The sequence below is a fragment of the Pseudoalteromonas prydzensis genome (assembly GCF_001661495.1).
GTDB classification, from domain to species: domain Bacteria; phylum Pseudomonadota; class Gammaproteobacteria; order Enterobacterales; family Alteromonadaceae; genus Pseudoalteromonas; species Pseudoalteromonas prydzensis.
This window is the reverse complement of record NZ_BDDT01000002.1, coordinates 380,141-403,817: the sequence shown is the minus strand read 5'-3', so window position 1 is coordinate 403,817 and position 23,677 is coordinate 380,141. Positions and strand designations below refer to the sequence as shown.

Genomic DNA, 23,677 nt, shown 5'->3' with positions numbered 1-23,677 from the left:
CATGGTGGCCGTTGTTCAGGACAGCAACATGGGCAGTCTCGCGCAAGCCAGAAGCCTGTTAAGCCATGAGGCAGCGCAAGGCTGTTGCCAACTGCTTAGCCAGCTTTGGTTTAGTGGCGGCTTAGCGGCCAGTAAAACCGCCGTGTTACTGGCCGCCATTCCTGCGCTTAAAAAACTATTACAGCCAATTGCGGCGGGTGCAGTTGGTGATATAGCAGGCGATGTCAATGAAAAAAACAGCGCCTATTGCCTAAGCGAGCCTTTGCTGAATGCGTATAACGAACTCAGCCAATTAGGCGAATGGCAATTGGCGCAACTCGGTTTAAATCCAGAAGTACGTGCCCACTGGCTGAATTTAGCCGCTGCCCGCTGCCGTGAAGCAGGCGCCATGAGTGACCCGCAGGTGTTAGTAAAGCTTATCCAGCAACTGGGCAATGCCAGTGAATGGGTGTTCACGCAGTTGGAAAGCATAGGTGTTACTACAGAGGCTGCGCCACAAATAGCGGCGGGACCCTTGGCGCAACTAGAGCGAGATTTGCTCGGCCACAGCCTAAACGATAACGCCGCTATTCCGGCGTTATGCCGCATTTTGCGTGCCTGTTTTAAGTTGCACGCTTTGAGCGAGCAAAACGAAACTTTAACGCCTATCCAACCGGTCGATACTAGTGCAAAACAGCTCGCCAACAACTGGTGCCATGGTCGTTTACTGGCACTGCCGGACGCTTTGTTTAGCGAATACAACTTCAATCAGCCGATAAACCCTAATGCTGACTGGTTGTTAGTATCTCGTCCTGTCAATGATGAGGCGAAGCTTATTGAGCGCTTCGCCCACCAGCCTTGGTGGTTTTTATTAAGCCTGCTGAGCTTTGTGCAAGATGCGTGGGCCGCCGAGCAGCGCGGCGGTTTATTGCTGACTCTGCCAGCCGGTCAAAACGCTTTTTCGCCAAGCCAAGTGAATGTGGCGGTACAAGGCATTGACGGTGATGAAGTGGGCTTGGGCAGTTTGGCCGAGTTTTTAGTGCAATTATTGAGTGAGCTAAATATTGCCCTTTACCCTGCACTAACCGATAGCGCAGAAGATATGCAGCACTTAAACCGTGCGCTTAGCCCGCTCATTGCTGAATTATTGGCAAAAAAAATCTGGCAGTTTTTAGAGGCAGGCCGCGGCGAACCCGGCCATTACCGCATTCACCCCGAGTTTAGCGATGCCTGTTACAGCCTGCCGCTCGCACCGCTGTTTGGCTACAAAAGCCAATATTTACAACAGGCGATTAAGCTGCTGGCGCAAACAAACTATGCCAATAAAAAACGCACCAGCGCGGCTAACAGAATACACAGTTAAGGGATTTTAATATGAGTTTTGAATTAGATAATGTGGTGGTTGATAAGTTAGCCAAGCAACACCGCTGGGCCGCCACCGGTGTGTCGGACTACCCACCGCGCGACCCATTAGTCGGCCAAAGCCGTTTTTTTAAACGCTTTCAAACCTTTTTACACACGGTTGACCATGACGACGACCGCTTTGCCCATGTATTTGCGGTAGAAGCCGAATGGGGCCGTGGTAAATCTCGCTTGGGCCATGAGTTAGTGGCGCAAATTAACGACTGCTCTAAGGGCTGGTTTGTGCGTGACGAGCAAGGCCAGTTGCACGATCAGCAGTTGTTTAACACTGAAGCGCAAGATAAATACTTAGCGCTGTATATTCGCTACTCGCAAGTGGCATCAGATTATCAAAACTCCGATAACTGGTTTGCCTTTGGTTTGTATCAGGCGCTGTTGCCACTGGCGACCCAAGCCTTTGATGGCTCCATTCAAAGTGAAATTGCCAAACAAGCTTATGAGCGTTTAATGCCGTTTGGCTTTAACGCTGCACTATTGGCCGCTGCGCTTGAGCTCGATAAAAACCACAGCGAAGAAGACCTTTACACCGACCAAACCTTAGTGGTGAGCTTAGTGCAAGCCGCCTACGACGTACTCAAACGTTTTGGTGTGCAGTATGTGTTAGTGGTGCTCGACGAGCTAGAAACCGTGGCCGAAGCCGCCACCTTTGGTTTAGAAGACGAGCAAGATAAACGCCTCGATGGCCAAGCCATTCGCTTAATTGGTAAAGCCATTAAAGAAGAAGATCCACGTCGTAAACTGCCTTGGCTGCGTTATGTGGCTCTCTGTTCACCCCTTTTGGGCCAGCAACTGCGCGAAATTCAATCGGTGGCGCGCCGTTTTGAGTTAGTTGAACTTGAGCACAACGCCTTTGCCGATGTATCGGACTATGTCGCCAGCCTATTAAAAGCAGGCAAACTGGGCTTTGATTACCCAGCGGGTTTAGTTGAAGCCGCCTACGCCATGAGTGGCGCTAACTTTGGTTGGTTTAACGTGGTGATGGCCAATGTCGATGCGGTGCTTAACCAATTTCAACAAGCAGGCCGCAGCATTAATGATGTCGGTGATTTGTTTGAAGCGGTGCTGGCTGGCTCTGGCCGTGTGGCGAAACATGTGCTCGACAAAGGCGCGATTGAAGGTATTCAAACCCGCGACCAAGCGCTGTTAGCCGAGTGTCGTAGTTTGCTGTATGGCCAATTGCCGGTGCGTTTGGCTGACGTTAGCCAAGCTACTGCATTACTGGCATTGAAAAACGAAGACCAAGAGCCGATTGCCGCTTACTACCGCAAACTGAGCATCGACCGCTTACAGTGCCGCCAAGCGTTAGAGCAAGCTAAGTTTGTGCGTAAAAATGATGAATGGTTATACCCTGCCGTTGACCAAGCACTGAGCCTAGACACCTTACTCGATAACTTGCGGACCTTTTCAATTAAAGAGCTGGCCGCCAGTGGTGATAAAGGCGCGGTGTTGCTGCCGTTATCCAAGGGTGAGTTTAAATATTTACTGAGTTTATTGTACGACCACCCGGCGATTGAATTTGCCGCCGATGCTCTATGGCATAAATTAGTCGGCGATACCGCCGAGCTGGATGCCAGCGAAGCGACCCATATTGGCCCCAGTGTGGCGATGTTATTGCGTTTGGATTTACGTTATCGCAGCGCACAGCAAAATTCGCTGATTTTTAAAGACCCGAGCATGGGCGATGGCCACGAACAGGCGATGGCCGAACTGGCTAAACAAAGCAGCCAAAAACCGATTATAAAAGCCTTAACCCGTGTTACCGGCTTTGTTCGCTTATTGGATAACAACTGGCGCTATGACGAAAGCTTACTGAGCAATAAAGCCGGTAGCGACGACGCACCACTAGCGATACTAACTGAGCCAAAAAGCCGCCAAGGTGGGCTATTTACCTTAGAAGGCTTTAAGTTACACCCAGAGGGTAAAGCCTTATTTGCTTGGGTGAGCAATCTGACTGAGCTTAATAAGCTACATACCTTTGCTGCTGAACACAGCCGCCAAAGTGGCCGCACGCCCGTCTTGGCGCTCACGGCCTCTGCCCATTTAATGGAGCAATACAGCCGCTTGGATGACAGCAATGAATTACGCGATGCCATACTGCTGCATTATGTCAACCCAAGCGAAGCCGACCAATTAGAGCGTATTGGCTTAAGTTTGGCGGCCTGCCAGCAACATGGCGTGACCTTAAGTACTGAGAGCTTTACCGCCAAGTTTAATAACAAGTTGCATGCGTTAAGCACCTTTGCCAATGATGCAATTCATAAGTGGCGCCAGCGCTTGCAAAAGCGCGGTTTAATTGCATGGCCACTAAAAGTAGATGGTAAATTATCGCCCATTGATCGCGACTTATTATTTAAAGGCTGGTATCAGCTGGCTATTGCCCACCCAGAACTTAACGGTGTACTGGATTTACAGCAGCAACACGGTGTGCCAGTGGATGAACTCAGCAGTTTATTAGATAAACTCAAAGTGCCGGGCAGCTATATGGCCAAAGGTTACACCGCTGATGAACATGCGGGTTTATTTACTGAGCTGAATAATGTGCAGCGCAGTACTGCGCAAATCCCGTTGTTTTTAGCCCGCATTGCCCACCCTAACAAACAACAAAAGTGGCAGTTTGAGCGCTTTAAGCAACAGTTTTATTTTGCCTATGTGGCCGAAACCAGCATTACTGCTAAAGTCGTGTTTAACGACTGGATGTGGTGGTGTGGTGAGCTGAATTTACTCACCCTAACTAACCCAACTGATAAACAAGCCATTTGGGAAAGTTACCCACGTTCGCGTTTAGAAAATGCCATTATCGAGGCGCAAAACTGGTTTAGCGGTAACGCTATGGACAGTTACAAAGCCAACGTGGAAGTGATGAGCCGCGTATATGGTTATGGCCGCATTAATGAAGTGTTCGCGCCTTTAGGCAAAAACCAGTTGGGCTATGCCACGGTTGAGGCCAAAGAGCAGTTAGAAAAAGCACAGGCACTCTTTAATGCGCTTAAGCAGCAAGAAGAAAAGCTCGAGGATATTAGCGAGCCCAATGAGGCTCACCTTTTAGCGGGGCTTATTGATAAGCGCGCTGAAGTATTGGCTTTGGTCGCTAAGGTTAAACCACTTAATGGCAGTAAGCCTACGCTTAAAGATGCGCACATTCTTGATTTAGAAGACAAAACGATGTCGCTTTATCAGCGGGTTGAACAAGCCTGTTTATTTGCTGAATTTGTCGAGCGTAGTGCCGAGCGTATTAATCTTCGACTCGCCGATTTAATCAAAGACGTTGAGACAGACTGTGCCGCGATCGCTCATTTCCCAAAAAGTTTATATACCAACACGTTGCGCACCATTGGCCATATTTTAGATGGCGCATTAAAAGAGGATGCCAGCAGTGCCACAGGCCAAAAAGAGCAGCAAGCTGGCAGTGATACGTTATTACACTACCTGCGCAAACTCGATTTAGGTAAAGCGCAGGATAAGCTTTCGGCTTTAGCGTTGGAGGTAGGCTTAAACCTGCACACTGAACAACAGCTGCCACTTCCAGAAATTCAAGGCAGTATTTTAGCTAGCTACCGTAATTGTAAAGAGCGCTTTGAGAAGTTAGTGAATAACCTAGCCGAGCAAAACCAACGCGCCCAACAGCTACAACAATTACTCAGTAGTGCCACTGCCGAGTATGAGCACACAAGTGATATTGCCGAATTACCCAAACTGATCATGAAGTTACAACTGATTGACGATGCAATAGCGGATTTACCCGCTGATGCTGAAAGCAAACGCCAGAGCATGCAAACCACTTTACGCAATGGCCAGTTCTCGGGGTTGCGTGATTTACCAGAAGAGCTACTCAAATCGGCACGCGGGCAAATTGCTCCGATCCAAGGCCAACTATTAAAAATAGAGGAGCGTTTAAACCACGTTAAACGCGCCGCCATCGAGCAGGTTAATAGCTGGTTGCCAGTATTAAAGCCGCTATTAGCTTCGCAGCAGCAACCGCTACCTGCTGAGTTAACACTAACCGACGTCGCCAAGTTAGGGATAAGTGAGCTGGTGATGGTCTGTGATAAAACTTTGGCTGATTGGCAGCAACAAGGTGACGCCATTTTGCAAGGCACAGGGCTAACACTGGTACAGTGGCAGCCTATTTATCAAGCGCTTAGCCAAAATCAAGAGCCAGCATTAACGCCTGTTCAACAACAAGGTTTAGTCGCTAAAGGCATAGTTAAAATGCGCCTCACCTTTGCTACGGGTTTGTAGAGGTGATGCAATGAGTATTTATTTGTCCGCCGCATTGGCAAGCAATCGTAAAGGTCGCTTTTTACAAACGGTTGCGGGGGCTACGCCACTTGAAAGTGACTGGCTAAACTCGCCGCCTGCTTGCGGTTTGTTATTAGTGCAAGCAGAAGAGTTAACCGACCATGAAGCTTGTCAGAGCTTGTATTTATGGGCCATGCAAGCGGGCTGCGCCGCGTTAGTTATTAACCCACAAAAGGCACAACTGGCCACGTTGGCTGAGCTACCTATTGTGCTAGATTGGTCATTAGCACCGGCGACCTTGAGCGCTCAAGAGCCTGAGTTAACCGCGTTATTAGCCAGTGAAACAGACCAAATGATTACTGGCTTTGCTGGCAGTGCAGATCGTCTACAACATATGGCGGGCGATGCTGTGCATACCCGCTATATACGCAAACATAGCAACAGTGGCTTATTTGCGGTGACGACGTTGCCTTTGTGGTCGTTAAGTTTGCTCGACCATGCAGAGGTTTTAGTGAGCTGGCTAAATTGGTTTTTGGACCATGCGGGGCTCGCAGTACCTATTGCTGAGAAAAAAACAGCGTTAGCGGAATATTCGCCGGACAAGTACGACTTGGTTGTATTGTTACTGCTTTATGCCGCAAAGGGGCAAAGCCTCACTACGATTTGTGAAAACGAGGCAGTTAAGCTGATGTTTGATGTACAGAGCCTAGATATCACTAAACGCAGCGAAGTATTAGTACAACATGGTTATATTAACGAAATGGGTTTAACGGAATCCGGTAAAAACTCGTTACAAACTTCGCAATACTGGGCCTATGCACCGCTACTTGGCGAACAGTTAAACACAGGAGCGCTATTAGCATGAATGAGAATAAAACTATGAATTTAGCGCAGTCACTTGCCATTGATAGCCAGCTGCGCTTACCAGGTAGCGCCGGGCGTTTGTTAAAACAAATTCGTGATATTGAACAAGTAGCGCCCCTGTTTCGTGATGCTGGCTTAGTGAAAGCAGTGCCTAAACCTACAGTAGTGAATTTACGTGTAGCAGGTATAGCGACTAAATCATGCCTAGACAAAGCCTTGGGTGGCTTTATTTATGCCAGTGCTGCGGTGCGCACCGACTTGCTGATAGATGAAAACAGAGTTAGCACCCTAGGTGGCGATTCGGTCTCGGAACTGGACGATATTGATTTTGAAGCGCAGCGTAAGCGACTTGATTTAATAGAAATTCGCCAAGCCTACCAGTTGGTTGAAAAACAACTGTTAAGCCAAGAGCCTTGCGATTTAATTTTACTCGATACGCCACTGTTTTTAGCGCGTGATATGGCGCCACTGGAGCGCAACCTTCGCCATAAGCATGAGTACGACAAAACCAAGCAAGCCATAGAATTATTTTGGCAAAATCATCGGTCGAAACTGTTTCCGTGGAATCCAACTGGCATTGTACTGGCTAGTATTTTGGCTGAACGTTTTAGTGCCATTGTCAGTATTGCGAAGCAAGATTTACGCACCGAACAAGGTCGTAAGCAGATTTTAGAATCAGATGGTTTTTCTAGCGAGTTGATACAAAATCTAGCAGGACTGGATGAAAGCTTGGCAGGTGTGGGTGATTTGCGGTTTATTAACGGTATTTTGGGTAACTATTCGCGAACCATCGCCTTTCGTTTGTCGGAACAAGAAAACCGCATAGAGCCTATTGCTGAAGCAAAACAAGGACTCATCGGCTTTCACTTTCGTAGCGCTCGTAGTGGTCAAATAAAAATGGTGCAACTGGCCGGTGATGAACCTGATTGGCAAAGTACAGACTTAGATTTAGTGGCGTCGCGCTTAATGGTGCTGGATATGCAAAACAAAGGTAATGCAATGCCATTACCACAATTATTGGGTTACCAACAACTTGGAATTTTACCTAAGTTTGCCAAGTTCTATCGCCAAGGTTTACACGGTGCACTTAAAAATAATGATATTGAAGCTGGCTGGTTAGCTGGTTTAGATGAGGGATTAAATAATGGCTTATAAAGTTTTAGGTAAATTAGTCGGTAATACCGGCGATGCCAACCAGTTAACTATGGTGGTAAAGGATTCGTTTTCAGTGCGCCGTGGTGAGTTTGTGCGCATTATGCATCAAGAGGGTAAAGATGAAGGCGAAGTCGCGGTACTGGGCCGCGTAATGAAAATAAGCCGTACTAACATGTTGTATAACTCAGGCTTTGGCGATGGTGTGACTGAGCTTGAGCTTTTACCAGGCGCAAACGTTACCGGCGAAAACATGTTTGCTCAGGTTGAGTTGGTTGGCTATCGCTGCCCTATATCTCGGCAAATTAAGATCCCGCGCCGCCCACTCAACCCAGGCACCGCTGTTGAAACCGTCGATTTTCAGTTTTTAAGTGATTTTTACGAATTTAATGAGCATTCAAGTCTGCACCTTGGCAACTTGGTTGGCTACGATAAAGGTGAGAATACAGTTCCTGTTTTTATAGATGTGAATAAGTTGGTTACTGAACATTTGGCAGTGCTAGCAATGACGGGTTCAGGAAAGTCATACACGGTTGGCCGTATCATAGAGCGCTTGGTTGCAATAAATAACGGTACTGTCGTGGTGTTTGACCCTCATGGTGAATACGGTAAAGCCCTCGCTGGTGGAAACCTGCAATTCTCTAGTTTGTTAGATGCGACCGACGATAAGCGCGATCAAGAAACGTTACCACTCATTAAACAAACCTTTGAAAAGCTACAAGCTGCTGGCGCTGGGATTCAGGTTTACTCGCCACAGCATGAATCGTTTAAGCATAAATACGCCAGTAAGAACGCCCCTCTTGCCCTTCAGTTCGACCATTTTGAAATGGACGATATTGCGGAAATTTTACCAGGTTTAACGGAGCCTCAGCAGCGTGTGCTTGATGTGGCCATTCGTTATTGGCGCTCAGTGGATAAAGTAGAGCCTCGAGATATCAACCGATTAAGGCATTTGTTAGGTGATGGTATTGAAGAACTTAAAGAGTGGGGTGATCTCTCTGAAGCTGAAGCGAAGGCGCTGTCAGGTCGAAGTGCTGCCGTTGCGTCGATGAAGCTTTCTCGTGTGTTGAACGAAGCGCAAAGTTTTTACAGTGCAACGATGGCTGAGCCGACTGATATTTATAAAATGGTTGGGCGTCCGAGTAATCAACAAGGGCGTTTAGTGGTTGTCGACTTACAAGGTTTGAGTGATACCGCAAAACAAGTCGTTTGTGCACTGCTCTCGAGCGAAATTTTAAAAGCGGCGTCCAGTAAAACAGATCCTCTTCGCCCTTGTTTTATTATTTACGAAGAAGGTCATAACTTTGCGCCCGCAGGTGGCAATGCCGTAAGCCATCGTATTATTAAAAAGATTGCTGGTGAAGGCCGTAAGTTTGGGGTTGGTTTTGGCATTGTCAGTCAGCGCCCGTCCAAATTGGACTCAGACGTGACCTCTCAGTGTAATACGCTGATTACGATGCGCTTGAAAAACCCAGACGATCAGCGTTTTATCGCTAAAGCTTCAGATATGGTCAGTAAAGCGGACTTGGACGAGTTACCGAGCTTGTCAACCGGTGAAGCCTTAGTGTGCGGCCGTTCTATTCCGGCTCCGCTATTAGTAAAAGTAGGAAGTAAGGCGCTTATTCACGGCGGTGAATCTCCTGAAGTATTGCGCGTTTGGGGCACCTTTAATGGCTAAGCTATCCATGCCTGAGTTTGCTTGGGTAAGCGAGATGTTTCCACTTATAAGTAGCGGCAAACTATTGGACCTAGATGTATTGGTCCATAGCTTGGGCTGTAGTGTCTGGAATACCTTTGGGCATGAACAGTCGTTTATGGCAATGGTGGAATGCCCAGCACCTGGTACTTTTGGTGCTGATATTCGCTCAGATTCAGGTTGGTTTGATAAAGCATCGGCATCACCTTCATGTTTAATTGAATTTGAACGATTTGATGGTTCCATTCGCGGCCAACAAAAGCTAGAAGAAAAATTAAAAAACTTATTAGAGGCCGCACAGCGCTGGGGATATTCCCCAAAAACCTTGGTTCTCAGTGCATGGAGCCAAGGCTTAGTGAGTGCGCCTGATACGCAGAAACTAAAAGAGATCTGTCGTTCGGGGTTTACGTCTTCTACTGGCACGTTCGTACAGTCAGATTCTGAGGTTGAGGTGGTCTTTAGCCGCTTCTTGTTTGTAAAAAATCTAAATTCTATTGCTTTGGATAGAATTCACTATGAGGTGTTGATATGAATCTAAAATCAGCACATTTTTTACCAGGGACCAATAAGCGCCTTGGTGATAAATATTTATTACTTGAATGCCTAGGTGATGGTAGTCATGGCTGGGTATGGCGGGCCGAGCGCTTGCAAGATGGGCAAATTGTCGCGGTAAAAATCCCTAAGGATATTACACGAGAAGATCGCCATCTAGCCGAAGGGAAAGAGCTGTTAGATGTTGAACCGCACGACAATATTGTACAAATTTATGATATGGGGCGGATTGATAACGAATGGTTTTATATCGAAATGGAGTATTTCCCAAGCCAGACATTGGCGCAAAAACTTGATGATAGGCAGCGTAACTTTGGCCAGACTTATGAGCGATTATTTAAGATTTATCGCCAAGTACTGTGTGCAGTGCAATACTTAGCGGAACTCGCTGTTCCTATTTCTCATGGTGATATCAAGCCGCACAATATTTTAGTTGGTGAGCGGGACCTTGTGAAGTTGACTGATTTCGGTAGCTCAGCTTTACCGGAAGAGATCTATGTTCGCACCCGCGAAAATGGTGGTACGGTTTTATATTCCGCCCCTGAGTTTTCTAATGTCGATAGCCGTAGAGGTAACTTAGAAGAGCTGTTGCTGGGTGATATTTATAGTTTAGGTGTACTGCTATACCAATTATTAACAGGGACATTGCCGCATGATACTCCTCAACAGGTGCAACGTAGCGCCCCTTTTAAGCGCCCTACAGAAATAAATAGCTCTATTCATGCAGACTTAGAGCAGGTTGTACTCACCTGCCTGCAAAAGCAACCACAGCATCGTTATTTAACTGTTGGCGCATTAATTCAAGCATTTGATATTGCCAGCAGTAAACAACTAAAAATTGGTGCTATCGCTCCATTGTATCAGGCTAAGCCAGATCAGGATTGGTCCAGTGCCGTAATTGATGCAATGTCTGAACAGTCATATCAAAAAGCGGCTCAACTGGCCTCTCAGGAATATAATCGCAGTAAAGACCTACAAGCTTTACACCAACAACTTATTGCTTTGTATCGCGCAAATCGTTTGTTTGATTTTGAAAAGGTTGTTGAGAACAATAAATCTGTCTTAATTGAAGGCAAGATGGCCCAAGCTTCAGAGCTATCCGAATTGATTGTTAAAGTGAACTTACAGTTGCGCAATATTGCTCAAGCTAAATTCTGGCTGCTGCAAAGAAAACAAATTGAAGAAGAAAGTACGACAACGTTATACCTAGAGTCGTCCATTTTAGGCTTAGAAGCTAAATACCCAGAAGCGAGAGCACTGCTGGAAAAAGTAAATCAAGCAACTCCAATGAAATTTCACGTATTGAGCCAACTCATTTTAGTTTGTGAGCAAATGCGCGATTACTCTGGTGCGGCTGCGTATTTGAAAGCGGCATTGCGAGTAATGCCATCTGATAACAGTATGAAAGAAAAGAAAGAGCTTTATGCAAAGCTTGGTGTGATTTAATTGAAAATAATCTTTTAACCTCTTTGTTTTATATCGGTTGATTTCAACAACAAAAAAGCGAACCATTTTTGGTTCGCTTTTTTATTTTTACTGACCTCTAAATCCAACTATCGGTTGCAAACTTTATTTGAGTTGCAAACTTAATTCCGATAGTTGCATTCTTTATTCAAGATCTACACCAACACGCCAGCAAGCTGTGCATCTACAATGTTTAAACGCACACAAAAAAGCCGCTACATTGCTGCAACGGCTTTTTAAATTTTATAATTCCCAATCTTTAAATGGAAATTCTAAAAATTATTAATCGCGATATGTCTCTACCGCTGGGCATGAACACACTAGGTTACGGTCGCCGTATACGTCATCGATACGCGTTACTGTAGGCCAGAATTTGTTTTTTGCAACAGCTGGTACTGGGAATGCAGCGTAGAAGCGGTCATATGCACGATCCCACTCATTACCAAGTACGTCGCCTTGTGTGTGCGGTGCAAACACAAGCGGGTTGTTTTCGATAGACCATTCGCCAGAGATAACTTTATCGATTTCGCCTTTGATTGATACCATTGCTTCGATGAAACGGTCGATCTCAACTTTAGACTCAGACTCAGTAGGCTCAATCATCAAGGTGCCCGCTACTGGGAACGACATAGTTGGTGAATGGAAGCCGTAATCTTGTAAGCGCTTAGCCACGTCCATTTCAGTGATGCCTGAAAGTTCTTTAAGCGGGCGTAAGTCAACAATACATTCGTGAGCAACACGGTTGTTGCGGCCACGGTATAAAATTGGGAAGTGCTGGCTTAACTCGTGAGTTAAGTAGTTAGCATTCACAATCGCCATTTCAGTGGCTTGTTTAAGGCCTTCGCTACCCATCATGGTGATGTAAGCCCATGAAATAGGTAAAATAGCTGCTGAGCCGTATGGCGCTGCTGATACCGCACCATTACCTTCGTTAGTACCTGGCACGTTAATTACGCTGTGATTAGGCATAAATGGTGCAAGGTGTGATTTAACACCGATTGGGCCAACACCTGGGCCACCGCCGCCATGCGGGATACAGAAGGTTTTATGCAAGTTTAAGTGCGACACGTCTGAACCGATAAAGCCAGGGCTTGTTACACCTACTTGGGCATTCATGTTCGCGCCGTCCATGTAAACTTGGCCGCCGTGTTGATGAATAATGTCACAAATTTCACGAATTGTTTCTTCGTATACACCGTGCGTAGACGGGTATGTGATCATGATGCACGATAGATTTTCTGACACTTCTTCTGCTTTCGCTTTAAGGTCAGCCATATCAACGTTACCGTTTTTATCGCAATCAACAACCACGATTTTCATGCTCGCCATTTGTGCAGATGCAGGGTTAGTACCGTGCGCTGAACTTGGGATCAAACATACGTTACGGTGCGCATCGCCACGTGACTCATGGTATTTACGAATTGCGATTAAGCCTGCGTATTCACCTTGTGCGCCAGAGTTTGGCTGAAGTGATACGGCATCGTAACCTGTGATGTTAACTAACCAATCATGTAGTTCGCCTATCATGATTTGGTAACCTTCTGCTTGGTCTAGCGGGCAGAATGGGTGCAGGTTAGCAAACTCAGGCCACGTGATTGGGATCATCTCAGCAGTCGCGTTTAGTTTCATAGTACATGAACCTAACGAGATCATTGAGTGGTTAAGCGCTAAATCTTTGTTTTCAAGACGCTTGATATAACGCAGCATTTCAGTTTCGCTGTGGTACGAATTGAAGTTAGGGTGTGTTAACACTTCGTCATCACGCTCTAAGCTTGCTGGGATTGAATCACTGCCGTTTGCTTCGATATCTGCGGCAAGTGCGTCAACGCTTAAGCCATGGCCTTCGCCTAGGATGATGTCGAAAAGCTCAGCTACGTCTGCGCGCGTTGTAGTCTCAGATACTGAGATTGAGTACTCGCCTACATGGTTAGTTGCAAAGTTAACGCCGTTTGCAATTGCACGTGCTACTACGTCATCTTTGTTATCACTAACAACCGTTAATGTATCAAACCATGTATTGTGCTTAAGGTTTACGCCTTTCGCTTGTAGGCCTGCGGCTAAAATATCAGCAAAGCGATGAATGCGCTGTGCGATTGTTTTTAAGCCTTGTGGGCCGTGGTACACCGCGTAAAACGCTGCCATATTGGCAAGTAATACTTGCGCTGTACAAATATTTGAGTTGGCTTTGTCGCGACGAATGTGTTGCTCACGCGTTTGCATTGCCATACGCAGTGCGTCGTTACCTAAACGGTCTTTTGATACACCGATGATACGACCTGGTAATGAACGTTTGTATGCATCACGTGTTGCGAAAAATGCAGCGTGAGGACCGCCATAACCCATAGGTACACCAAAACGCTGTGCTGAACCAAGTACTACGTCTGCGCCAAGTTTACCCGGTGCTTTTAATAGTAATAAGCTCATGATGTCGGCTGCAACACAGGCAATCGCTTTTTTGCTTTGTACGCCAGCGATTAAGTCTGTAATATCAACTACTTCACCTGATGTTGACGGGTATTGGAATAGCGCGCCAAAAATCTCGTGATTTACAGCATCAGCAGCAGGCCCTACCACAACTTCAAAACCAAACTGATCGGCACGCGTTGCCACTACGTCGATAGTTTGTGTGTGTACGTCATCTGCGATGAAGAAGATGTTGGCTTTTTTAGCTTTAGATACACGCTTTGCAAGGCCCATTGCCTCAGCAGCTGCGGTAGATTCATCAAGTAACGATGCACTTGCTAAATCAAGACCAGTTAGGTCTAAGGTCATAGTTTGGAAGTTTAATAATGACTCTAAACGCCCTTGAGCAATCTCTGGTTGATATGGAGTGTACGCTGTGTACCAACCTGGGTTCTCAAGTACGTTACGTAAAATTACGTGTGGTACGTGAGTTGGGTGGTAGCCTTGACCAATATAAGATTTGAACACTTTATTTTTGCTTGCTACTGATTTTAAGTAGCTTAGTGTTTCAACTTCAGTACGGCTTTCGCCTACTGTTAGGCCTTGCTCTAAGCGGATGCTTGCAGGTACAGTTTGACCGATCAGCTCTTCAACACTCGATACTCCAAGAGCACTTAGCATATCGCTTACTTGTGCCGGGCTTGGCCCAATATGGCGGCGAATAAAATCTTGCGTTTGCTCTAATTGTTCAAGAGATTTGGCGTTTGACATTTGTCCAGATTCCTATGATCCAAAAAATAAATGGTTATTACTAATGGGTGACCAGCAATAACTTAAAAGCTTTTTGATTTAATAACTTACAACGTATGGAAAAGTAAGTAGTAAAATCATAAAAGCCCCAAGTTTGTGGGGCTTTTAATATCGAGTAAAACTAATGATTAGTCTTCGTCGATCGTATGTGCATAACCTTCAGCGTCAAGCAAGTTTTCAAGCTCAGACTCGTCAGATGCTTTAATGCGGAATAACCAACCGTCGCCGTAAGCGTCGTTGTTTACTGTTTCTGGTGCATCTTCAAGATCTTCGTTGATTGCAACAATTTCACCGCTGATTGGTGCGTAGATATCTGATGCTGCTTTTACTGACTCAGCAACTGCACAATCTTCGCCAGCGTCTACTTCGTCGCCAACTTCTGGTAATTCAACAAATACCATGTCACCAAGCAGCTCTTGTGCGTGCTCAGAAATACCTACAGTGAAAGTACCATCACCTTCGTCGCGAACCCACTCGTGTGAAGAGGCATACTTTAACTCGCTAGGGATATTGCTCATTTTATTCATCCTTTGGTTTATATTGGGTGATAACACCAAATTTATAATTAATACTTTAAAGTACTGACTTACCGTTACGTACAAAGCTTGGTTTAACTACTTTTACGTTAACTAATTTTTTACGCATTTCTACTTGGGCTGTCTCGCCTGTTGAACGTGGTACACGCGCAAGGGCAACACTAAAACCAAGTGTAGGTGAGAAAGTACCTGAGGTAATAACCCCTTCACCACCTTCAACGATTACTTTTGAACCACTACGCAATACGCCTTTTTCTTCAAGCACTAAACCAACGAGTTTATCAGTGCTTTTATCAGCGCGTTGCTGCATTAATACGTCACGACCAATAAAGTCACGATCTTCAGGTTCCCATGCAATGGTCCACGCCATGTTAGCAGCAAGTGGTGAAACGCTTTCGTCCATATCTAGGCCGTAAAGGTTCATACCTGCTTCTAAACGAAGTGTATCACGTGCACCTAAACCTGCAGGCTTTACACCTGCATCTAGCAGTTGTTGCCATAGATCAGCCGCTTGCTCATTCGGTACTACAATTTCGTAACCGTCTTCGCCAGTATAGCCTGTTGTTGCAATAAATAAATCACCCGCTTGCACACCAAAAAATGGCTTCATACCTTCAACAGCAGCTTGTTGTTCAGCTGTTAAGATAGTCGCGGTTTTAGCTTTAGCATTAGGGCCTTGCACTGCAATCATGGCAAACTCTGGGCGCTCAGTCACTTCAACGGCAAAATCAGCTGAAACTTTAGCCATGTGCGCTAAATCTTTTTCACGCGTTGCAGAGTTAACTACTAAACGGTAATCAGTGTTTGAGAAGAAGTAAATAATAAGGTCGTCAATTACGCCGCCTTGCTCATTAAGCATGCCAGTATAAAGCGCTTTACCTGGGACAGTTAATTTAGCAACATCGTTAGCCACTAATTTACGTAAGAATGCTTGTGCTTGCTCGCCTTTGACATCAACAATAGTCATGTGTGAAACGTCAAACATGCCGGCATCGGTACGCACAGCGTTGTGCTCTTCGATTTGCGAACCATAGTTAATTGGCATTTCCCAGCCATGAAAATCAACCATTTTAGCTTTTGATTCTAGGTGCTTTGCATGTAAAACTGTTTTAGAAGTCATAATATTCCTTCACTTTATAATTAACCCAATTTTGGGCGTGGCCTCAATTTAATGAGGGGGAATAACATGGGCGGCGATTATACATAAGTTGTACTGCACTGACACCCAAATTGCGATTTGTTGTTTTAAATAAACGACAAAAAAACTGGCAAGTGTTCATTACACCAGCCAGTTTATAAAATCTGTTAAGCAACCTCAGCAAGCGACATAGCAAAGCCACGTTGCTGTAGATAAGTTTGCCATTTTTCCAGCTCTGGAAGTTTAGCCACCAGCTGAAAATACTGCGTAGATTGTTTATCTATAGCGGTAATGAATACTTCACCACTTTGTGCACCGTAACAGCTGTTAGTGTCTGACAAGCGCAGTCCTGGTGTAAGTTTAAATGCGTCAACTAAGGCATCAAAGGCCTGCTCACCGGATAAAGTTAGCGTCGCTAAATCTGTGCGCATTACAAACTCAATGTCATAACGCAGTTGTTGCTCGCTGATCAGCGCTTGTAACTGTGCTGCACCATCGCCATGTAAGACAAATCTAAACGCCGTTGCGCTAAAATAGTACAAGGCGAAGCTATAGTTGCTGTTTAAGTCACCGTCTAAGGTACCTTTAACGCCCAAACCACTGGCGGTTAATTTATTTAAATCTAACCCTAAAATAGTGGTTAAAAATGGGATTGCCTCAGTGCCGCTAAAATCGATCACTACGTTGTTAGTGTTGATCTGCAGTAAATTGCTATCAGGCACTTCAATGTGGCTATGACGAGCAAACATTATTGGGGTAAAGGTCATTATCGACACCTATCAATCAGTAATGGCAAAAGTATATTGCTCACAGGGTGTAACAACAAATTGTAATTATTAATCAATTGATAAATAATACTTATCAATCTGACCCTATAAATTGTAAATTTTAATATGAAAAATATCTCCACAGACAGTTTACGCACCTTTGTAACCGTGGTTGAAGTGGGCGGTTTTGCTAAAGCGGGGGATTTACTTGGCTTATCGCAACCTGCTGTGAGTTTACAAATAAAAAGGTTAGAAGATTTAATAGGCTGTAAGCTGTTTAAAAAACAAGGCCAACGCCAAGTGCTTAATCACTACGGTGAAGTGCTATTGCCGATGGCAAAACAAATGCTGCTTACTAATGACAGTATTTTACAGCAGTTTAGTAATGAAACGGTGGCGGGTAAAATTCGCTTAGGTATCCCCAGTGAATTTGCCGCCAGTATATTACCGGCAATTATTGGCGACTTTGTCTCCCTCTACCCTGATGTTTCGCTAGAAGTTAAATCAGAGCTTAGTAAACAGCTAATGCACGTTTCAAACCAAGATCAATTTGATTTAGTGCTGACCCTAATTGAGCAAATCGACAATCCTAAATACCCTATTTTTATGTATGATGAATTAGTCTGGGTAGGTGATCTGAATGTTGACCCTACTAAGCCAATCACCTTAGTAAGTGCGCCTGAGGGATGCATTTATCGCCGCAGGGCTATTGAAGCACTCGAAAAAGCGGGCTTAAAATGGCATGTTGTTTACAGTAATGCAGATCTAACAGGCCTGACTGCGGCACTCAAAGAAGGGCTTGGTATTACAGTACTGGCTAAAAAAACCGTTCCGAACGATCTTACCGCACAAACCCAAACCGCAATTTTGCCTAACTTAGGTGAAATTGGCATCAGCTTAATTAAACAGGCTGAGCAATCAGAGCATGCGGTAGATAAACTGGCGGAGTTTATTACCTTACGTTTAAGCTAAAATTTTTCTGGGTTATCGCAATTAATCTATTTATTGCGATAACCCCATATAAATAGTCCCCCGTAATTCCTTCGGCAAAAGCTGGTGCGTCCTAGTACATAGTGGTTTTCCCCTTTAAAAAACTTTAGTACCAAAATAAAGCAAACCTAAAACAGAAACACAATACTAAACACTGATTTTCAAGAAAATGAGGCTATAAAATACTTAATGACATTGATTCGTATTTTTCACCGTGTTTAAATTAGGGAATTTATTTTATTTCAATAAAAATACAGGACTTTCGATGAAATCTCAGTTTATTGTTTCTTCACTTGCTGCAGCTATCACTTTATCGCTTAGCACAGGCGCTATCGCTAAAGATGCAACCGATAAAGAACAAGCATTTGAACAGATCACCGTGATTGGCTCACACGCTGCTATCAATGATATTCCAGGCTCTGCCACTTTTATTAGTGATGAAGAGTTACAAAAATTTGAATACACAGATATCTCGCGTGTATTAAGCGCTGTACCTGGTGTGTATGTCCAAGAAGAAGACGGCTATGGCCTACGCCCAAACATCGGTATGCGTGGTACAGGTACTGGCCGTAACGATAAAATTGCAGTAATGGAAGACGGTGTATTGGTTGCACCAGCACCTTATTCTGCTCCTGCGGCGTACTATTTCCCAACTGCGGGCCGTATGCAGTCAATCGAAGTATTAAAAGGTGCAGCATCTGTAAAATATGGTCCACGTACCACAGGTGGCGTATTAAACTTAGTTTCACGTAGCTTACCAACTGAAGGCTCAACCGGTTTAGTTAATGCTGAACTGGGAAGTGACGGATTTTACAAAGGCCATGCTTACTTTGGTAAAAAGAAAAACAACGCAGCAGGCTTAATTGAAGTATTTAGTTACGGCGCGGATGGCTTTAAAGAGTTACCTGTAGGCAGTGACAACACTGGCTTTGAAAAAAATGATCTATTGCTAAAGTTTGGTTTTGATTTTGGCGAAAACGAAGCACATAACCTTGAAATGAAAATAAAGTACTCTGATGAGCGCTCTGATGAAACCTATATGGGCCTTACTGATGCGGACTATAAAGAATCACCATATCGTCGTTACGCTGCATCTCAAGAAGATGAAATGAACACTCAGCACAATGCGTATCAACTTAACTATGCCTACCGCTTTGGTGATGGTTATGAGTTTTTAGCAACTGCTTATTTAAATGACTTTCATCGTAACTGGTATAAAGCCAGTAAAGTTGGCGTTAGCGACTTAGAAAAATACAGCGACTTTGAAGCAAACCCAACCAGTGAAGGTATTGAAGGTATTGGTGTAAAAGCCAATAACCGTAATTACCAAGCAAAAGGGATCCAGTCAGAGTTACATATCCCAGCAGGCGACCACTACATTACTGTTGGTATGCGTTACCATGAAGATGAAATGGACCGCTTCCAATGGCAAGACGAATACACACTAAACCAAGACTTATCAATGACGCTAACCAGTCAAGGTGCTCTAGGCTCAGACAGCAACCGCTTTGATAGCGCAAAAGCAACAACCTTATTTGTACAAGATCAATGGACACTTGATGCGTTAGTGATTAGTGCCGGCCTTCGTTATGAAGACATTACGATTTCTCGCGAAGAATGGTCAAAGTCTGATCCTAAGCGTGAAAATGGTTTAACAAAAGACATCAGTAATGACACCGAAATTTTAGTGCCATCACTGGGTGCAACTTACACAGTTAACGACAACTTGACACTACTTGCCGGTATTCAACAAGGTTATGCACCTGCCGCTCCTGGCAATGCTGATCAACAAGAAGAAGAAAGCTTAAACATTGAGCTGGGTGGTCGTTATGATTACGCAGGTTTCAATGGTGAAGTGATTTACTTTAATTCTGATTACGACAACATGCACGGCAACTGTACAGCTGCTATTGGTTGTAGCGATGATAGCATTGGCGATCAGTACAACTACGGTGAAGTGTCTGTTGAAGGCTTTGAATTAAGTGCAGGCCGCACATTTGCGACTGATAGTGCAGCATTCCCTGTTCGTTTAACCTACACGTATACCGACTCAACATTTGAAAACGATTTTGAATCAGGCCTATGGGGTCAAGTAAATAAAGGCGATGCAATGCCTTACGTGCCTGAAAACCAAGTTGCCTTATCATTTGGTGCTGAGTTTTCAAGCTTAGTATTTGATACGCAAATGCGTTATGTGTCTGACTCACATGCAAACTTAAGCCCTACAGGGTTAAATGCAATCGACAGTCGCGTAGTGTGGGATTTAGCCGCTAAATACTTAATTGATGACAATCAAAAAGTATACCTAACCGTTGATAACCTATTTGATAAAACCTACATTGCCAACCGCGCAAATGGTGGTATTCAACCAGGTAAACCACGCACCCTTCAACTTGGTTACAGCTACGCTTTCTAAAGGCTAAAGGCTAAAGGCTAAAGGCTAAAGGCTAAAGGCTAAAGGCTAAAGGCTAAAGGCTAAAATTATAAAAGCCGTGTTTGTTCAGTCAAGCACGGCTTTTTTATTGGTGGTAATTTATCACGAAAATGGCGCTTATATTAAAGCGACCTGTAGCCCAAAACCTCAGTACTTTTTCGGCTAAAGCCGAACCTACAGGCATAAAAAAAGCACGGTATAAACCGCGCTTTTGCTCACTTACAAACTTTCTTAGCTAGCTAACTTTACTCTCGCCAACTTTACTCTCGCTAACTCACCAACTCAATTCTACTTCCAGCTTCTCATTTTATGGCCTTTAAGCGCATAGAATAAGATGAATAAGTAACTTGGGATCATCAAGGCGTAAGCACCTTGTGCGCCTAGGCCTGCTACGTTACCTAAGCCAATCAGCAATGGACCTAACGCACCACCGGCAATACCCATGATCAGTAAGCCCGATGCAGTCCCCGTTAAACGACCTAGGCCAGTTAATGCCAAAGGCCAAATTGCTGGCCAAACCATAGCATTTGCAAAGCCTAGCAAGGCAATGCATAACAATGGATCTGGCAACTCTGGGCCACCAAACGGCACTAACAACAGGTTCGCAATAATAAACGAATCGTTACTTCCCATTACCACTGCAAGTACAGTTACAATGCCTGCAATGCCAGACATAACCAACGCATTTTGCTGCGACATAAAGCGTGGAATAAGTGCAATACCAATGGCGTAACCAATCAACATACACGCCATGGTATATGACGTCATCACTGAATAATCAGCAATACCAATCTGCAATGCATACGAGCCAATAGTATCTGCGGCAATCACTTCAACCGCTACATATAAAGCGATACCAACTACACCCAGCACTAAATGAGGGTGTTTTAATGCTTCTTTTACCTCGCCTTTGCCATTACCTGCTGACTCTTCAAAAACTAAATCAGGTAATGGTGAAAATTTAGCAAATGCTGCAAACGCAAAGATCAAACCCGCAATAGCTATATAAGGTAAAATAAGGCTATTCGCCATGGCATCTTTTTGCCCTTGCGAGAGTTGCTCACCATCAGCGACCACACCACTGACAACAACGGCAGCAAAAATAACAGGCACGATAACTCCGGCAAATTTATTCAGTAAGCCCATGATACACACACGTACTGCGGCTGATTTTTCAGAGCCCATTTTAACAACATACGGATTTACCGCTGTTTGTAGGATTGTTTGCCCTACACCTATCATTAACTGTGCGAATAAAAATATTTCGATCATTTGCATTTTAGCGGCAGGAATATACATCAAGGCAGACACAGCCATAACCGCACAGCCAATTGCCATACCATTTTTGTAACCTACACGCTTAATAAGCATTGCAGATGGGATGCCAGCGACTGTTACGGCAATATAAAATGAGGAAATAATGAACGAAGCTTGCAGTGGCGATAGCACCAGCATTTGTTGTAAAAACGGGGTAATAGCGCCATTTAACCAGGTTATGCAGCCTAGAATAAAGAACATTGAGCCTGCCAATGTCATTGGTAGCCAAATACTATGTTTGCTATTTGCTTCACACTCGACGATTGCTTCCATAAAAATATCCCAACAATTTATTTTAATTTTTTATTTTAGTATTACACCGTTAAAGCTTTAAAACCGAGGCTGAGCAACACTAAAACCATTTTTATTACATTTAATTAATCATACACCAACAAAAATGACAGCGCTATCATTTTTAAAAAACAAAAAATAGTCACCACTGTTGCACTATTCTATTGAGAAAAGTTGAAAATGGTTATTGCTTAAAGAGGTAATGACCGCCCTTTACGAAAGCGACTAACCTACAGCTTTAACGTGCAGTAGATTAGTCACTTTATTTTCATCATCATAAATAAACCACTGACCACAAGTGCCCTTACATACCAATATATGGTTTTGTGTGCATGATTTTACGGACGTCAGCAGTGTTTTACCGGCGTCACGTTTCAGCATATGCAGTTAAGTTAGTTATAAACGAAATAACAAAAAGTGCACAGCACTAGTGCTACGATAAAGTAATGTGACTTCATTGTTGTTCTACCTAAAATTATAAGCAGAGCGGTGATCTCAATTAGTTCGTGGGCATACAAACAAAATGACTCAAAGGGTGTGATCACCACTCTAAATTGAGTTTCTAGTCTGCACCTTGAATAATTATTATGCGGCACTAAGCTATGAGATTGTGATACTTTTCAACTATCATTCCGTAATTAGGTAAGTCGCTAAGCTAATACTAAAAACCTATATATAAATATTGACTGCCCAGCTAAAAGTTGTTTTTATCACAATAAATAATAATTATAACGAGGGAAAAATAATGCGTGCTATGTGTGAAAAAGTTATTCCAAACTCCAATTCATCATGGCGATACTTTAAGTACACTCTTGATTTTATTCCATTTAATTGGCATTACCATCCCGAATTTGAAATTTGCTTAACGCTTAACAGCAGCGGTGTTTGTCATATTGGTGATTATATCGCACCTTATGCAGAATTAGATTTAGTCATATTAGGTCCAGATCTCCCCCATACTTGGCAGTCATCCGTTAATGACGATGACAGCTTGCAGGTTGTACATGTAGCACAAATTCCAAAAAAATGGCTTCAGCAACAAGTTGCCAGCAACCCTGAATTTGCAGTCCTAGAGCCTATGCTTATTTCTGCACATAGAGGATCAAAATTTTCCTTAGCCACTGCAATCAAAGCCAAAGCTATTTTTGAAGAAATTGAGCAAGCGGATCCATTTGCTCAGTATTTGGGGTTATTTAAGCTGCTGCACCTATTGAGTAAAGACAGGGAAGCACGCACACTATCAAGTTCAACGTTTAATTATTTAGAGCAGAATGATCCAGCGCGAGATAAGTTTGACAAGGTGGTTGAATATATTTATCAACACTATACAGAATCACTCAGCGCAGAGCAGCTAGCCACAATGGCGCATATGAGCACCAACCATTTTCATCGCTTTTTTAAAAAGCGTATGGAGCGCACATTAACTGAGTTTATTAACCAATTGAGGATCGGCAAGGCCTGCAAAGAATTGATCAACACGAATCGTGCTATTACCGCCATTAGTGATCAGTGTGGATTTAAGAATATTTCTAACTTTAATCGGCGCTTTCTTGCACTAAAGGGTTCTACTCCATCTCAGTTTAGAAAGCGCTTACGACAAAAATCTCTGGTATAAAACTCGCT

The 23,677-nt window shown here is 44.2% G+C and carries 15 protein-coding genes; 10 read left to right on the top strand and 5 right to left on the bottom strand.

The annotated features are described in order from the left end of the window. The first annotated feature begins 1 nt into the window (after window position 1). From A7968_RS06195 to A7968_RS06165, 7 genes are read left to right on the top strand one after another with little or no spacing between them, the layout of a single operon-like run. Complete coding sequence (locus A7968_RS06195) at window positions 2-1,342, top strand: hypothetical protein (RefSeq protein ID WP_208855833.1); 1,341 nt, start codon at window positions 2-4, stop codon at window positions 1,340-1,342. 11 nt (window positions 1,343-1,353) lie between these two features. Then, window positions 1,354-5,640, top strand: a complete 4,287-nt coding sequence (locus tag A7968_RS06190) for a hypothetical protein (RefSeq protein WP_064665701.1) — start codon at window positions 1,354-1,356, stop codon at window positions 5,638-5,640. Window positions 5,641-5,650: 10 nt separating this feature from the next. Next, a complete protein-coding gene (locus A7968_RS06185; RefSeq protein WP_064665700.1) occupies window positions 5,651-6,505 on the top strand; it encodes a hypothetical protein in 855 nt (284 codons plus the stop codon). Beyond that, complete coding sequence (locus A7968_RS06180; protein ID WP_064665699.1) at window positions 6,502-7,659, top strand: hypothetical protein; 1,158 nt, start codon at window positions 6,502-6,504, stop codon at window positions 7,657-7,659. Before A7968_RS06185 ends, A7968_RS06180 begins: the two co-directional genes overlap by 4 nt. Beyond that, window positions 7,649-9,334: a helicase HerA domain-containing protein gene (locus A7968_RS06175; protein WP_064665698.1), complete on the top strand. Its 1,686-nt coding sequence runs from the start codon at window positions 7,649-7,651 to the stop codon at window positions 9,332-9,334. The genes A7968_RS06180 and A7968_RS06175 overlap by 11 nt, the downstream gene beginning before the upstream one ends. Continuing rightward, window positions 9,327-9,884, top strand: a complete 558-nt coding sequence (locus tag A7968_RS06170) for a hypothetical protein (protein ID WP_208855832.1) — start codon at window positions 9,327-9,329, stop codon at window positions 9,882-9,884. Before A7968_RS06175 ends, A7968_RS06170 begins: the two co-directional genes overlap by 8 nt. Beyond that, window positions 9,881-11,350, top strand: a complete 1,470-nt coding sequence (locus A7968_RS06165) for a serine/threonine-protein kinase (RefSeq protein ID WP_064665697.1) — start codon at window positions 9,881-9,883, stop codon at window positions 11,348-11,350. The genes A7968_RS06170 and A7968_RS06165 overlap by 4 nt, the downstream gene beginning before the upstream one ends. A gap of 300 nt (window positions 11,351-11,650) precedes the next feature. On the opposite strand, the gene gcvP is transcribed toward A7968_RS06165, so the two are convergent. From gcvP to A7968_RS06145, 4 genes are all read right to left on the bottom strand, one after another. Then, window positions 11,651-14,542, bottom strand: coding sequence for an aminomethyl-transferring glycine dehydrogenase (gene gcvP, locus A7968_RS06160; RefSeq protein WP_064665696.1), 2,892 nt, complete (start codon window positions 14,540-14,542; stop codon window positions 11,651-11,653). A 167-nt stretch (window positions 14,543-14,709) separates the two neighbouring features. Beyond that, the gene (gcvH, locus tag A7968_RS06155) at window positions 14,710-15,099 is read right to left on the bottom strand and encodes a glycine cleavage system protein GcvH (protein WP_016708738.1); all 390 of its coding nucleotides are present in this window, start codon (window positions 15,097-15,099) and stop codon (window positions 14,710-14,712) included. Window positions 15,100-15,154: 55 nt separating this feature from the next. After that, entirely contained in the window at window positions 15,155-16,237 is a 1,083-nt protein-coding gene (gcvT, locus tag A7968_RS06150) for a glycine cleavage system aminomethyltransferase GcvT (protein ID WP_064665695.1), read from the bottom strand. Window positions 16,238-16,422: 185 nt separating this feature from the next. Then, window positions 16,423-17,022: a hypothetical protein gene (locus A7968_RS06145; protein WP_064665694.1), complete on the bottom strand. Its 600-nt coding sequence runs from the start codon at window positions 17,020-17,022 to the stop codon at window positions 16,423-16,425. A 126-nt stretch (window positions 17,023-17,148) separates the two neighbouring features. Between A7968_RS06145 and A7968_RS06140 the strand changes: the two genes are divergently transcribed. Both A7968_RS06140 and A7968_RS06135 read left to right on the top strand, forming a co-directional pair. After that, a complete protein-coding gene (locus A7968_RS06140) occupies window positions 17,149-17,994 on the top strand; it encodes a LysR substrate-binding domain-containing protein (RefSeq protein WP_064665693.1) in 846 nt (281 codons plus the stop codon). Between the two features lie 283 nt (window positions 17,995-18,277). Further along, window positions 18,278-20,428, top strand: a complete 2,151-nt coding sequence (locus A7968_RS06135; RefSeq protein ID WP_064665692.1) for a TonB-dependent receptor family protein — start codon at window positions 18,278-18,280, stop codon at window positions 20,426-20,428. Window positions 20,429-20,734: 306 nt separating this feature from the next. Here the strand turns inward: A7968_RS06135 and nagP are convergent, their stop codons facing one another. Further along, a complete protein-coding gene (gene nagP / locus A7968_RS06130) occupies window positions 20,735-22,036 on the bottom strand; it encodes an N-acetylglucosamine MFS transporter NagP (RefSeq protein WP_064665691.1) in 1,302 nt (433 codons plus the stop codon). Between the two features lie 763 nt (window positions 22,037-22,799). On the opposite strand from nagP, the gene A7968_RS06125 reads away from it, so the two are divergent. Beyond that, window positions 22,800-23,669: a helix-turn-helix domain-containing protein gene (locus A7968_RS06125; RefSeq protein ID WP_064665690.1), complete on the top strand. Its 870-nt coding sequence runs from the start codon at window positions 22,800-22,802 to the stop codon at window positions 23,667-23,669. The last annotated feature ends 8 nt before the right edge of the window (window positions 23,670-23,677 follow it).

Excerpts from the sequence above, each read along its gene's own strand:
- A7968_RS06170 (WP_208855832.1), top strand. The coding sequence starts at position 9,327 with ATGGCTAAGCTATCCATGCCTGAGTTTGCTTGGGTAAGCGAGATGTTT.
- A7968_RS06185 (WP_064665700.1), top strand. The coding sequence starts at position 5,651 with ATGAGTATTTATTTGTCCGCCGCATTGGCAAGCAATCGTAAAGGTCGC.
- A7968_RS06145 (WP_064665694.1), bottom strand. The coding sequence starts at position 17,022 with ATGACCTTTACCCCAATAATGTTTGCTCGTCATAGCCACATTGAAGTG.
- A7968_RS06140 (WP_064665693.1), top strand. The coding sequence starts at position 17,149 with ATGAAAAATATCTCCACAGACAGTTTACGCACCTTTGTAACCGTGGTT.
- nagP (WP_064665691.1), bottom strand. The coding sequence starts at position 22,036 with ATGGAAGCAATCGTCGAGTGTGAAGCAAATAGCAAACATAGTATTTGG.
- A7968_RS06180 (WP_064665699.1), top strand. The coding sequence starts at position 6,502 with ATGAATGAGAATAAAACTATGAATTTAGCGCAGTCACTTGCCATTGAT.
- gcvP (WP_064665696.1), bottom strand. The coding sequence starts at position 14,542 with ATGTCAAACGCCAAATCTCTTGAACAATTAGAGCAAACGCAAGATTTT.
- A7968_RS06135 (WP_064665692.1), top strand. The coding sequence starts at position 18,278 with ATGAAATCTCAGTTTATTGTTTCTTCACTTGCTGCAGCTATCACTTTA.
- A7968_RS06175 (WP_064665698.1), top strand. The coding sequence starts at position 7,649 with ATGGCTTATAAAGTTTTAGGTAAATTAGTCGGTAATACCGGCGATGCC.
- A7968_RS06165 (WP_064665697.1), top strand. The coding sequence starts at position 9,881 with ATGAATCTAAAATCAGCACATTTTTTACCAGGGACCAATAAGCGCCTT.
- A7968_RS06125 (WP_064665690.1), top strand. The coding sequence starts at position 22,800 with ATGCGTGCTATGTGTGAAAAAGTTATTCCAAACTCCAATTCATCATGG.
- A7968_RS06195 (WP_208855833.1), top strand. The coding sequence starts at position 2 with ATGGTGGCCGTTGTTCAGGACAGCAACATGGGCAGTCTCGCGCAAGCC.
- A7968_RS06190 (WP_064665701.1), top strand. The coding sequence starts at position 1,354 with ATGAGTTTTGAATTAGATAATGTGGTGGTTGATAAGTTAGCCAAGCAA.
- gcvH (WP_016708738.1), bottom strand. The coding sequence starts at position 15,099 with ATGAGCAATATCCCTAGCGAGTTAAAGTATGCCTCTTCACACGAGTGG.
- gcvT (WP_064665695.1), bottom strand. The coding sequence starts at position 16,237 with ATGACTTCTAAAACAGTTTTACATGCAAAGCACCTAGAATCAAAAGCT.